The 12,006-nt window shown below is 57.9% G+C and carries 13 protein-coding genes, 1 tRNA gene and 1 pseudogene; 9 read left to right on the top strand and 6 right to left on the bottom strand.

Annotation, left to right across the window (positions count from 1 at the left end; genetic code table 11):
• Window positions 1–161 precede the first annotated feature (161 nt).
• Window positions 162–237: transfer RNA gene (locus BKH20_RS06185), tRNA-Val, on the top strand.
• Here the strand turns inward: BKH20_RS06185 and BKH20_RS06190 are convergent.
• On the bottom strand, window positions 194–2,185 hold the full coding sequence (locus BKH20_RS06190) for a recombinase family protein (protein WP_430793382.1): 1,992 nt from the start codon (window positions 2,183–2,185) through the stop codon (window positions 194–196). The two genes, BKH20_RS06185 and BKH20_RS06190, sit on opposite strands and share 44 nt — an antisense overlap.
• Window positions 2,186–2,705: 520 nt before the next feature.
• Here BKH20_RS06190 and BKH20_RS06195 point away from each other — a divergent pair.
• The 3 genes from BKH20_RS06195 (at window position 2,706) to BKH20_RS13985 (ending at window position 5,246) form a co-directional block, all read left to right on the top strand.
• Complete coding sequence (locus tag BKH20_RS06195) at window positions 2,706–2,996, top strand: hypothetical protein (protein WP_256693052.1); 291 nt, start codon at window positions 2,706–2,708, stop codon at window positions 2,994–2,996.
• Between the two features lie 454 nt (window positions 2,997–3,450).
• Complete coding sequence (locus tag BKH20_RS13980) at window positions 3,451–4,797, top strand: hypothetical protein (protein WP_143224950.1); 1,347 nt, start codon at window positions 3,451–3,453, stop codon at window positions 4,795–4,797.
• A gap of 143 nt (window positions 4,798–4,940) precedes the next feature.
• A complete protein-coding gene (locus BKH20_RS13985; protein ID WP_143224951.1) occupies window positions 4,941–5,246 on the top strand; it encodes a hypothetical protein in 306 nt (101 codons plus the stop codon).
• Window positions 5,247–5,617: 371 nt separating this feature from the next.
• Here BKH20_RS13985 and BKH20_RS13990 read toward each other — a convergent pair whose 3' ends face one another.
• Window positions 5,618–6,265, bottom strand: coding sequence for a hypothetical protein (locus tag BKH20_RS13990; protein ID WP_143224952.1), 648 nt, complete (start codon window positions 6,263–6,265; stop codon window positions 5,618–5,620).
• 162 nt (window positions 6,266–6,427) lie between these two features.
• Complete coding sequence (locus BKH20_RS13995) at window positions 6,428–7,288, bottom strand: hypothetical protein (protein WP_143224953.1); 861 nt, start codon at window positions 7,286–7,288, stop codon at window positions 6,428–6,430.
• 234 nt (window positions 7,289–7,522) lie between these two features.
• Here BKH20_RS13995 and BKH20_RS06205 point away from each other — a divergent pair, with 234 nt between their 5' ends.
• Window positions 7,523–7,888, top strand: a complete 366-nt coding sequence (locus BKH20_RS06205; RefSeq protein ID WP_075390359.1) for a hypothetical protein — start codon at window positions 7,523–7,525, stop codon at window positions 7,886–7,888.
• 76 nt (window positions 7,889–7,964) lie between these two features.
• On the opposite strand, the gene BKH20_RS14630 is transcribed toward BKH20_RS06205, so the two are convergent.
• Complete coding sequence (locus tag BKH20_RS14630) at window positions 7,965–8,477, bottom strand: helix-turn-helix domain-containing protein (RefSeq protein ID WP_081381614.1); 513 nt, start codon at window positions 8,475–8,477, stop codon at window positions 7,965–7,967.
• A complete protein-coding gene (locus BKH20_RS14915; protein ID WP_075390360.1) occupies window positions 8,429–9,706 on the bottom strand; it encodes a zinc ribbon domain-containing protein in 1,278 nt (425 codons plus the stop codon). Before BKH20_RS14915 ends, BKH20_RS14630 begins: the two co-directional genes overlap by 49 nt.
• A gap of 172 nt (window positions 9,707–9,878) precedes the next feature.
• Between BKH20_RS14915 and BKH20_RS06220 the strand changes: the two genes are divergently transcribed.
• Genes BKH20_RS06220 through BKH20_RS14640 form a run of 4 tightly spaced genes read left to right on the top strand, consistent with a single transcriptional unit; the run spans window position 9,879 to window position 11,028 of the window.
• Entirely contained in the window at window positions 9,879–10,121 is a 243-nt protein-coding gene (locus BKH20_RS06220) for a transposase (protein ID WP_075372439.1), read from the top strand.
• Entirely contained in the window at window positions 10,118–10,300 is a 183-nt protein-coding gene (locus BKH20_RS13720; RefSeq protein WP_081381616.1) for a hypothetical protein, read from the top strand. The genes BKH20_RS06220 and BKH20_RS13720 overlap by 4 nt, the downstream gene beginning before the upstream one ends.
• Window positions 10,287–10,865 (top strand): IS3 family transposase, encoded by a 579-nt coding sequence (locus BKH20_RS13725; protein ID WP_081381617.1) that lies wholly within the window; start codon window positions 10,287–10,289, stop codon window positions 10,863–10,865. The genes BKH20_RS13720 and BKH20_RS13725 overlap by 14 nt, the downstream gene beginning before the upstream one ends.
• A 13-nt stretch (window positions 10,866–10,878) precedes the next feature.
• Entirely contained in the window at window positions 10,879–11,028 is a 150-nt protein-coding gene (locus tag BKH20_RS14640) for an integrase core domain-containing protein (RefSeq protein ID WP_075392108.1), read from the top strand.
• 40 nt (window positions 11,029–11,068) lie between these two features.
• Here the strand turns inward: BKH20_RS14640 and BKH20_RS14645 are convergent.
• Window positions 11,069–11,775 (bottom strand): annotated as a pseudogene (locus BKH20_RS14645) (helix-turn-helix domain-containing protein); the annotation flags it as partial.
• Window positions 11,776–12,006: the final 231 nt, after the last annotated feature.

The raw sequence follows: 12,006 nt of genomic DNA on the forward strand, positions 1-12,006 counted from the left end.
ACCCGATGGCTGCGCGGCGTGCTGCGCCCTCAGAGGCGGAGATGGTTGGTGGCCCGTCCGGTGGAGGCGGTAAAGTCTCCGGCTGAGGCGGCTCGCGCCGTCAGTCGCATGTGCAGGCACTGGGAGCTCAGGCAAAATGCTCCCGGGGGGCCACTGCACCTGGACCTGTAGCTCAGTTGGTAGAGCAACGCGTTTACACCGCGTCGGTCGTCGGTTCGAGTCCGGCCGGGTCCACCACAAGCTCCGTATACGAACCCTTGGCCTGAGTAACAGGGGCAGAGGCTGAATCATTACCTGAATTGCATCGACGACGCCCGTCCACATCGTGGACGGGCGTTCTTGTTGTGGGTGCTGCGCCCATCGCCGCTTGCTGTGCCGCTCGCCGTAGCTGTTGGCTGCAGAGCTGGTCGAAGGGTGAGGCCAGCTCTGCAGTGACGGCGGTGTGGCTCGCGGGGTCGATGATGGAGATGGTGCTGCAGCGCACCGTATGCACAGGGCCTGGCCGTGCTTCACTGTAGCCGTCCTGAGATACTGAGCTGACCGACTGGCCGCCAGCAACCTCACCGCAAGAAGAGGTCGCGCTCTCCGCTGTCTTCTCATCACCCTGCGCAGCGGTCATCTTCTCGCCAGCCTTAGTTCTACCAGTTCCACCTCGTCGCCTCGCCTTCAGACTCGTCTGCAGTGCTGGTGGTGGGATGATGGGGCAGCCATCTTCATCCACCGCTGGATTGACCAAGATGCGCTCGAAGAACACTTGGTTGAGCAGCTTCTTCAGGCGATCCGGTGCCACCGCATAGAGCTGCGAGCAGTCCTCCAGGAGGTCGAGCGCCTGGGTGAGGTGCTGCTCCACCAGAGCGGCGTCGGCCGTGTAGCCGTCTAGTTCGCGCTGGATGGCAAGGATGCCGCTGGTAAGCTGGTCTTGTTCCTTCTTGAGCAGGTCAAGGGGGATGGCTCCGGCGTAGTGGGCTTCGAGCAGCTTGTGGCGCTGATCTTCCAGCTTCTGCTGCTGCGTGGTCAGGCGCTGGATGTCTTGCTGGCGGCTGGCCTGGATATGTTCGAACTCCGCGCGCAGGTAGTGCTCGATCTCGCGGCGGTCATCGCTACTGAGTCGTATCTGCTGGTAGAGCTCGGCCACGCGGGCTTCCACCTCGTCGATGAGCACTGCCTTGAAGGTGCAGTCGTGTACCCGATGGCGGCGGGCGCAGACGAAGTAGTGGTAGGTACCGCTGGCGCGCGAGGTGGCGTGCTGCACGAGCAGGCGGGCACCGCACAGGCCGCAGACGATGGTGCTCTTGAGATGATGATTGTGCATGCGCTGGCGCTCGCCGTTGGTATGAGCGGTCAGGATGTCTTGCACTGTCTGCCAGGTGGCGGCGTCCACGAGAGGCTCGTGCGCCCCGGCGTACTCGACGCCCTGGAAGGAGATGACGCCCTTGTAGTATGGGTTTCGCAGCAGCGTCTGTAAGAGTCTGACCGAAACAGGGTTGGTCGGTCTGCGGGCAGTTGGCGGGATGGTCAGGCCACGATTGTTGAGATGCTCCGCCAGCTGCCGCACCGTCCAGCTACCCGTCGCATACTCCGTGAAAGCCAGCCGCACCAGCGGAGCGCGCTCCTCGTCCAGGGCGATGGTGCGGATCTCGCGGCCGTGTTCGTCTCTGGCGCGCACGTTGACATAGCCCAGGGGTGCTTTGCCCAGGGTGCCGCCGTTCCTGGCTTTCTCGCCCATCCCCTTGATGACCTCATTGGCGAGGTTCCGGCTGTAGAACTCAGCGATGGAGGACATGATGCCGTGCAGGAGCATGCCGCCAGGCGTCTGATCGATGTTTTCACTGGTGGAGACGAGGCGGACGCCGGCCTGCTCGAAGGCGCGGTTGATCTCCACGTCATCCGCTCGGTTCCGAGCCAGGCGATCCAGCTTGTGAACGATGACGTAGTCGATGCCGCCATCTTCCTTGAGGTAGGCCAGCATCTTCTGTAGCTCGGGGCGGTTGGCGCTGCGAGCCGACTCACCGCGGTCGGCGAACTCTTTGACCACCAGCGCGCCCATGGACTGGGCCTTGCGCTTGTTGGCCTCACGCTGAGCGGGGAGGGAGAAGCCCTCCTCACTGCCACCGCGTTGGGCCTGCTCGCGGGTGGAGACGCGGATGTAGGAGACGGCGCGCTTGGGGGTGAGCTGGGCGGCCATGGCGGTGAAGGGATCAGCTCCGGCTGCCACCGCGCCGCCTAGTGTTGATCCTGCTTCCATACACACATCCTCCTTTCACTTATCCGTTTGTCTGGACATACCAGCCACGCCTAGCCGGCTGTCTCTTTCCATTGACGCTCAGATGACGCGAAAAGTCCAGTGCGAAGTAGGGCGAAGTGAAGAGGCACAGGGGTGGAAACGACAGAAGGGGGAGCGAAGTACGGCGCGAGCGTGGTGCGCTGCTGGCTGGAACGGCCCGCATGCACTCGCCGCCCGTGCAGAGCGATGGCAGACCCGACACGGAGATCAACGCGGACAGTGTGGAGAGCCTTGCTGGTTCGGCCATTACTCCAGCTGGGGCAGAACCATCAGATGGCTGTGGCCAGCAGAGTAGGTGACGTACCGGGCGACAGTGGTACCACCTGGACACGCAGCCAGCAGAGGAGAGGAGCCCGAGAAGGGGCTACCAGTCGCCGCCACAAAGCAGCGCCAAGCCGCCAGACAGCGCCGAAAGGTGTGAATGGTTGAGCGTAGCGATGCGTCTGGCGGGGCGTCCACCGATGCGTCGCCGTGGTTCGATGATTCGCTGGCCAGCCGCTTCCATGCCCGCTCACTGCTGACCACAATCCAGGTGCGCTTCATCGGGGAGGTGCCGTCCAGCATCTGGCAGTTCACCGGGGCTAGCCCCTTCGCCCGCCCCCAGGCAGCCAACCAGTACAACCGCACCCACCTGGACGCCCAGCAGCGCGCCACCCTCACCCAGCGCGACGTGCATGGCGGGCTGTTCGGCGGGTTTGGGTGGGAGTGGTAAGGATAATTGTCTCACCAGGCGAGACGGTCAACACCTGACGAAGCGATAATGCCACATTCAATATTAATTGTTACGGTTCGACAACATTACGACAACGGGTCCGCGAAGTTATAGCGAGCGAGGTAGATTAATGACCGAGGGAACGACACGCTGAGCCAGATTGTTGCACAGTCCCTAAGTTCGTACGACACCCATCAGATAGTCCAAGCCCCGAATGCTCCACACAGGCAACATCTCGTGCTCGCAGAGTTATCAAGAGATGCACACAACCTAGCGCCTGTACGAGCCTCCAGTGCCACGGAGGAGGAATCACATGCTAACCGTCGCGAGTAATCCAGCACCCAAATTAGAAACTTGGACGCCAGAAGACACGCTTCTGCGAATCATGCGAGATCCTACTTCGATAGTTGAGAGCGTTCACGAACAGTGCCGCATTGACGACTGGAATATTGACGTGACAACGCAGGTCAGATTCAACAAGACACAACTACCGGACACAGAATGGTTTTACCTAAATGTAGAAAATCCTGACAAAGGAGATTTGCACACCTACGACATACTTACCCCCGAAGTTTCACCTGCCACACACGACGAGCACATTCGAGCAGCTCAACGCTGCATAGCCACTAGGTATGCCTCATTAATTCGAAGCTTTAGATTCAAGAATGACGTCAGCATCCACAAGAAAAACGAAATTCTCCAGAAACTCGTCAGAATCGCACCCCAACTGAACGAGATACCTAAAAATAATCCCGTGGAAGCCATTAGAATATTCCATAAACTATTTGATAAGGACCGTAAGCAGTTAAGAGACTTACCTGAAGAGCATGAAGCGGTGTTCAGTTCCCAGAACGCTGAAGGTCTATTCAGATTCTGTAAACTAGTTGCAAGAAAATACCTATCATTGGTACGAATTCCCAGCGGGAATAATCTGCCGAATGTCGTGGAGTTTCAAAGCAAGAAAGACTTCGACATAATAAGAAAACAAGAAGGGCAAGAGGGATCAACGCAGCCTGAGACGAATGGGTTCAAACTTGGTAAACTAAAAGACTCGATTAAGTACTCGACTTTCGCAGCCTTTCCTCCCGACATTAGGCTACACCTTTCCTGGCCCAAACGAACGACTCATTACACGCTCTCCATACATGCGCCAGATGGACGATTCTTCTCCGGAAACTCCTCCAATGTACTAACAAGAGACGAGCGTGGGGCCATGTATTGTCTTAGACCTAGGGAGGACGACGCCTACTTCAAATGGTCCTTGGCACAAAAAGAGACCGTACGCACTCGCTCGAATCTATTTATCGGCGACGCATCACTATGGAAACAGCCCATTTATTTCAAAACAACGCACTATGAAATTCCTGGCCGCTCAACTCTGCGAATGATCGGACTGACAGCATTGGCGGTCGCTATGATGATAGTCATGACGAAAGAGATAGACAAAGAGCAACTCGTTCATCAAATCTCGGCGATACTAGCGATTCTTGCGCTTGGTCTCGCAGTATCGCCCTTCGGTAAAGATGAAGGCTTCTCTAACGTTCCCTTGTTATCTCGAATAACGCCGGCGGCAGTATTTGTTTCATTGTGCGTCTATATCGCCTGGGCAATAACAAAAGAAGCGATATTTTTCTGGTCGGATTGGGGGTGGGCGGTGCCCATATTCTCCGTTGGTGTTTTGTTAATAATCCACCTCAGAAGAGCGATACATATTGGCAGAGACTTCTGCAAGGAAACCAAAGTAGTCAATGGAGGTGGATTCTCGCCGGTATTGAGCTATTCACTAGATCATGCGCGTTAGAGGCACTCAATTCTTCCTCACGACAACTCCAAATCTATCTAAATCATCGATCTTCGAAGAAAGTCAAAGGTTGCTAGCACCAAGACCAACATGCTATAATGTGAATTCTCGAAATACTAACATCTACGCCGAAAGGACGAGATATGTTCAACAAAAAAGAATCTAGAGTATACTCATCAAAAAAGGGGTCTGAAGTATATGTACACTCAGGACTACATGACCCTTGGGGTGCGCTCGAGTCTGATGGGCTTGACGATCCGGATGATGTACGAGATATCGTTGAAGCCATCGAAGAATTCAACGGCCCAGATGGGACTGGACCAAAGGATACAGTTGAGCAAGAGAGACTTGAGAAGAAGTTTATTGGGACAGTACTAGCCCATATCGCATTGGCTGAAGGCGAAGATGTTGCCAACGCACCCGAGTCAACATCCAGCGATGCTGCCTAGTAGGCTATTCTAAGCAACTTGTGCATGAAAATTTGTAGACGAAGTAATTGTTCTCCAGTCTAGCCCTACAATCGATAGCATCTCGTCACCAATCTAATATCGCCCAAGGCGAGCAGCTCCTCGAGCAGGCCGCCATGCTTGAGCCCTCCCTCCCTCCAGCCAGCTACGCCGCTGGATCGCCAACGAAGCCAGCGCGCTGAGGGCGGTGTATGGACGAGGACCCGATACCAGCACGATATGCTCCTTCGAATCTCATTCCGCTCCCGCTGTGCAAATGGACTGTCTGGTGTTTCCACCTCCACCTCCCCGTTCCCTGGCCAAGCGAACTCCTGCAGAGCGTCGTCGGCTCGCAATATCAAACCAGCCAATGTTTATAGTGCGGTCATGTGCATACGACCGCGATGATCACGCTGACCCACGAGCCGCGTAACTTCGTCAGTCGCAAAGAGCCTGAAGATGCGCACAAGTTCGGTAACTTTCACAAAGGTTAGGTGTTTGGCGCTCGACTTGTCGGACGCGACCAACAGGCCGATAAGCTTCGTAGGGGTTTCGTTACGTTGCAGGTCAGACTCATACGGCGATGAGTTATCAGACGATGGGATATCGTCGAACTCCCAAGCCAATCGAAGAATCAGACTGTGAACAAAGAGGTTGCATAGGGCATTTACTGAGATCGTCACGTCTTGTGGTGTGTCTGTGTCGTACATATCAAGGTTTCCGAGTGCATCCCATAGGTCAGGAGCCTTTGCGCCGTCACGTAGCGGAAACCTAGTTACAACTGCTTTCGTTGCTCGAGTCTTTTTCGTAACTTTCGACGGCATTCCGATGAGTCGGCGAACCGCGAAAGTGCCGGACATCACGTTACGTTCTATCCGGTACACGGTCTCAGTTTCTTGCGCATAGACATCATCGCTGCCTTCCAAGTCGCCCAGTTCATGTACTATTCCGAGTCGAGCTTGCTCAAGGCGATCCGCAGTCATTGCGAGATCGCGCTTCCACGGCCAGGATTCATTGAACATGACTGCATGCTAGCAGCATCGACGACAGTGTGCAGAGGGCAAAGCAACGCGGCGACAGTTCAAGGAATATCATATTTCCAATCTGGCGCTCAAGCTACCTGGTAATTCTTTGGATGCTAATTCCAGCTTTCTTTCCAGCATGATATTCTAAGAGTTGTTGGGTCACGTCAAAACGCTGTGGCTCTCAGGGAATCCCTTGGAGATCCAGTCATCGAGATCGTCTGGCACGATATACTTTACTAATGGTTTGACACAATACTCTTCCACGTCGTCATGTTGCGATACATCTGGACAGCTCATGAATCCCAGGATTTGAATCGCTTTCTTGTTGATGGGACCTCCAGAGGCCGCTGCACCAATCAAATAGTCGAAGATTTTCCTGCAAGTTTTCTTAACGGCAACGCGAATGATGTGTTCAATTATGTTGGTAATCTTGTTTTTTGAGAGCCCCAGCGACGCAATCACTGCATCGCATATTTCGTCATATATTTTTGCAACCCCTTCTGATGTGGCATTACTGATCTCGGATAATAATTTCAGAAACTTGGCACAAATGACACACAAAATATGCTCCTCTCTAATAATGCTTTCCAGTGTGTCGATTTCGCAATTCTTGAGCTTCTTCCTCGAATTCTTGACTTCTTTAACGATGCAGTCTTCAAAAAATGTCTCGATGATCTCACCGACAACGTCCTTAATCGCATTTTGATCGGCCTCAAGTTCTTTGCTTATTAATTCATCTATGGCGTATGTTACAGCGAAATCGGTGCATTCAACGCCGAACTGCTGCTTTGTCTTATCTTTGATCGCATCCTCTGCTTTCTTTCGTGTTGCTTTTTTGTGGCGCTTCGAGTAGTCGAGCGATGTGAGTGAGTATTTCCGGTCTTTGTCCTGCTTCCAAACTAATGCGCGCGCTCTTTCTGAGTTCGGTCCTCCATGAAGCGTTCCGCCGCAAATGCATTTGCACTCTTCTGGCTTCGTTATAGAGGCGTGCGAGCAACTTTCCGTGTGCCCTGAATTCATTTGAGTTTCCTTTCGGGTTCGTGTTAGGGCAATAGGCGACATGAGTATTTTACGGGTTGGTTCGCGGGTGTCAATAGATGTTTCTGTGCTATGGTTATATTTATTCTTTAATTATTTCGTGTTTCTCTGCCTCTGTTCTCCCTTAGCCATCCGCCCTCCCGCTTCAGCTCGTCATCCGCTTCACTCTCCCCCTGACAGCCTCATCGCATACCGAAGATGGAGGAGGGGAAGTCCATGGCCACTCCAGAAGATCGCAGCGAGGAGCACGCACCGCTAACCGCCACCTGCCCAGCCTGGTGCATCGGCTACGACGCCGATGGGCCAGGTGGGATAGGCGACCACGTCCACGAAGCCGCCCCAGCCCTCGTGCCCTGCATTGCCCTGGAGCGCAGCACCTATGACGATGGCGCCATCCAGCATCATCTGGCCGCCGTCGAGCTCAGCCTGGTGCGCTACCAGTACCGCACTGGCGACGACACCTGGCTCTACATCGGCGACGGTTCCCATGGCCTGGACATCAGCCTGGAGAGTGCACGGCGGCTGGTGCGGGCATTGGGGCGATATATCCATGACGAGAGACGAGGGGGCGGGGTTGGCTGACTGACGTCGTTGCTGACAATGAGTGCGTCGTCGGCCGGTGGCGTTCTGCCTGTTGCTGACATCTGTTGTGTGCTATTCATGCGGCACCGGGCCTGGGACGTAGGGCGATGCCGGCGGTGTGGAGGTAGCGGCGGACGGTCTCGGCATGCACGCCGAACTGGCGGCCGATAGTGGCGCAGGACTGCCCAGCGAGGTAGTACTGCTCGGCCTGGCGCTTCTGCTCCTCGCTCAGACCGCGCGGCCGACGGAGGATGCCACGGGCATTGCGGAGGTCACTGACCTGTTGCCTGCTGATGCCATAGCGCTGGCAGATCTCGCGCACCGGCACGCCCTGCTGGTATAGGGTGATCACCTCATCCTTCTGTGCTGGCGTAAGGCAGGTGTGATGCTGGCGCAGGCGCTGAGGCAGGGGAGTGGCTATGGCGGTTGTAGTGGTTCCGTTGTCGGTGGTTGCTGGGCTTGCGGCCGTGGGGACTCTTCCGTCGGTGGTGGCAGTAGCGGTAGTGACTTCGCCTTCGGGCGGCAACGTCCTGGTGAACTTCAGCAGCGTCTGCCAGTTCTTGGTGACGGAGGTAAGGAGGGCCACCACAAGCTCCGTATACGAACCTGTGCCCTGCGTGGTGAGAGGTTTTTTCGAGGTATCTTGATTTTCTTGTCCATCCTGCGGGGTGGGCTTTTTTGGTTTGACCGCGGTGGTCGCCCCGCCGTCCCGGCACGCTGCGCAGCACTGGCGGCGGCGTGCAAGGCGGGGCTGGCCAGCTGGTTGAAGGGTGGGATGAGGAAGGCGGCGGCGCTGGTGCGGCTGGCGGGGTCTTCGACGGTGATGTCTGGGTCGGTGGGCGCATCGAGCGCAGCGTCAGCCGCAGTTCCGACGGTTCCGGCCGTCTCCATGGTTCTAGCCACTCCGGCCACCTGATTCTCCGTCGCCATCGCCATGGCCGCACCAGTCCGCCCGGCTGCTCGGGCTCCGTTCAGAGCTGTCTGCTCCGCCGCTATACCCGTCTCGATGGTGGCATCAACTGCCTGATTCTCCTCCGTGTTCATGGCCACCTCGGCCGCTCGGGCCCCGTCTGGCACCCTCTGTTCCGTCGCTATACCCGTCTCGATAGCTGCCCCGGTCCCCTGGTTCTCCTTCTCGGCAGCGCGGGTTATCAGGGCGTCGGGCGGCACGATGATGCGTCCCTGTTCGTCCCGCTTCGGGTTAACCAGTACCCGGCTGAAAAACACTTGGTTGAGTAGCTTTTTCAGGTGGTCGGGGGCGGCGGTGTACAGGCGGTGGCAGTCCTCCATCAGGTCGAGGGCTTGGTCGAGGTGGCGCTGGACCAGGGCGGTGTCTGCTGCATAGCCGGTGAGGGTACGGTCGAGCTCGGCCAGCTGGCGGGCCAGGCGGTTCTGTTCTTCTGTGAGCAATTCCAGGGGGATGGCTCCGGCGTATTGGGCCTGGAGCAGGCTGCGGCGCTCGGTTTCCAGTTGGCTGCGGCGTATGCGCAGGGCGCGGATGTCTTTGTGGGAGTTGGCTTGGATGCGGCCAAGTTCGGCCTGCAGGTAGCGGGCGATTTGCTGGCGGTCTTCGGGGGTGAGGGCGATGGAATGGTAGAGGTCGGCCACGCGCTGTTCGACCTCGTCAATCAGGACGGCGCTAAAGTCACAGGTGTGCAGGCGGTGGCGGCGGGCGCAGACGAAGTAGCGGTAGACGTCGCCGCCCCGGGCGGTGGTGTTCTGGACCAGCAGGCGTGAGCCGCAGTGGCCGCAGACGATGGTGCTTTTGAGGTAGTGGTTGTGCAGGCGTTGGCGTTCGCCGTTGCGCCGTGAGGTCAAGATGGTCTGGACTTTGAAGGTTATTCACAGAGGCAGAGCTTGCTTGCCTTTGCCCAGGTCGGAGTGGGGTGCGTGGTGTTTCTCGGACTGGGGGAGTTTTTCTTCCCGTGAGTCGATAGGATGGAGACCATGTCAGCAGTGAAATAGTCGGAGGAGCTGCTAGGAGCAGGTCGTGCGTGAAGTCGTCGAGAAGGAACGCACCATCTCCTCGGTCGCCTCGTCGTATGACCTTGTTGCCCAAACAGTAGGTAACTGGGTCGCAAGATACAAAAAGGAGCACGCCACTGACCGGGACCGCAAGAAGGCCTCCGAGTCGGCCGAGATAGCGAAACTGAGAGCGGAGAACAGGGAGCTGCGTCAGGAGAACGAGTTCCTGAAAAAAGCAGCTGCCTTCTTCGCCAAGGAACGACCGTGACCGAGCGCTATGAGCTGATCAACCGTGAAGAAGGCCATTATCCCATCTCCTCAATGTGCCGGTGGTCCAGGGTATCAAAATCAGGGTACTACTCCTGGCGCGACCGTCCCCAGTCACAGGCAGCCGTCCGGAGGGAGGAGCTGGCCATCCTGATTAAGGACGTTTTTGAGGACTCGTGAGGGCACCTACGGGTACCGGCGCATCCAGGTGGTCCTGGAGCGGCGTGGTGTGCGGGCCGACGGGGCCACGATCCGGTCCATCATGCGTGACCTGGGGCTGCAGGCCGCCGGGCCACGGGCAAGAGTCCGAGCCACGGTGCCCGCCCAGGACCTGGGTGAACGGCCGGACCTGCTCCGGCGGGACTTCACCGCTGACAAGCCCGGCAAGAAGCTGTGCGGGGACATTCCCCCGCAAGCGGGAGGTGCCCCCTCCTATGTCAGGACGTGGACCGGATTCGTCTATCTGGCGACCGTTCTGGACTGCTGTACTAAGAAGGTCGTGGGTTACGCGATGGCCGACCGCATGCGCACCTCCCTGGTGTGCCAGGCCATTGACATGGCGGTCAGGAGATGCCCGATTGAGAGGGGCGTGACAGTCTTTCATTCAGACCGAGGTAGTCAGTACACGTCGCAGAGGTTCTTGGATCACCTCAAGGGTTATGGGATTCGTCCCTCGGTGGGGCGCACGGGGGTGTGCTGGGACAACGAGTGGGCTTCAGTCACTCAATGCCACGCTCAAGAATGAAAGAGTCCACCGAATGGTGTACCCCACGAAGGACAAGGCGATCAAGGATATTGCCTCATGGATCGAGCTGAGATACAATCATGTCCGCCTTCACTCAGCCCTGGGATATCGCACCCCGAACGAGGTCGAACGCGAGCTCCTGAACTTAACGAAGGCAGCCTGAAACACAAAACAAGCAGTGTCCGAAAAACACCCAGCAGTCCAATGACGGCCTGGACGGTGATGCCCAGGTCCTTGAAGAACGTGTTGGCGCGCTGAATGAACCCGGCGGCGGTGTCCTTGCGCTCATCATCGAGGATCTCGGAGTAGACCACGCGCGAGTAGTCGTCTATCGCGTGGTGGATGTACCGATAACCTCCGGCCGGGCCGCCCTGACGGCGGGTGCGGGTCTTGGTGCGGTCCGCGGCCAGGGCGGGCGCTGAGCCCCGTCCGTGAGCGCGCCAGCCCCCGGCCGTCGGGGATGCGGCCGAGCTTCTTGATGTCGAGATGGACCAGCTCCCCGGAACTGGTCTTCTCATAGCGCACCGGCGCCGGACGGCGCATCGCCAGCCCTGCGGCCTGATCCACCTCCCTCAGGCGGGGCATGTCGTAGCGGGTCAGGATGCGCCCCACGGTGGAGCGCGCCAGGCCCAGGTGGCAGGCGATGCGGTGGGGCCCACCGGCGGTTGAACCTCAAGGCGATGATGCGCCGCTCAGTGCGCCTTGCCAGCCGCCCTGGGCTATGGTGGGGGCGCGATGAGCGGTCCTCCATGGGCTGGCCGGCCCGGTACCGGCCCACCCACCGGCTGGCGGTGGCCGGCGAGACCTGGAAGCGTTCGGCCGCCCGGCGCACGGGCCAGCCTTCTTCGACCACCAGATGAGCAAGACGACGGCGCCCCTCAGGGGTCAGCGGTGCGTAAGCGTGGGCCATGAAGGCCTCCGGTCAGTGATGCGAATGTGTCAACCCACATCATGCCGGAAGCCTTCACACAACCTCAGCCCCGTTCACAACCTCCCAAGGAAGTACAACTAGCCCTGCGCCCCGCCGACTTTCGGCGACCGGTGGGCGCTTGGCTGCGGCCACCAGGCGTCGGCGCGCGTTGTCCCGACTCCAGCCAGTGACTGCGCAGACCTCATCAAGGTGGAGTGCGTGGTGTTTCTC

This window comes from Actinomyces oris (genome assembly GCF_001937445.1).
Lineage (GTDB): Bacteria > Actinomycetota > Actinomycetes > Actinomycetales > Actinomycetaceae > Actinomyces > Actinomyces acetigenes.

Coding starts and splice junctions, on each gene's coding strand:
- BKH20_RS06190 (WP_430793382.1), bottom strand. CDS start 2,185: ATGGCCGCCCAGCTCACCCCCAAGCGCGCCGTCTCCTACATCCGCGTC.
- BKH20_RS06195 (WP_256693052.1), top strand. CDS start 2,706: ATGGTTGAGCGTAGCGATGCGTCTGGCGGGGCGTCCACCGATGCGTCG.
- BKH20_RS13985 (WP_143224951.1), top strand. CDS start 4,941: ATGTTCAACAAAAAAGAATCTAGAGTATACTCATCAAAAAAGGGGTCT.
- BKH20_RS13990 (WP_143224952.1), bottom strand. CDS start 6,265: ATGTTCAATGAATCCTGGCCGTGGAAGCGCGATCTCGCAATGACTGCG.
- BKH20_RS13995 (WP_143224953.1), bottom strand. CDS start 7,288: ATGAATTCAGGGCACACGGAAAGTTGCTCGCACGCCTCTATAACGAAG.
- BKH20_RS06205 (WP_075390359.1), top strand. CDS start 7,523: ATGGCCACTCCAGAAGATCGCAGCGAGGAGCACGCACCGCTAACCGCC.
- BKH20_RS14640 (WP_075392108.1), top strand. CDS start 10,879: ATGGTGTACCCCACGAAGGACAAGGCGATCAAGGATATTGCCTCATGG.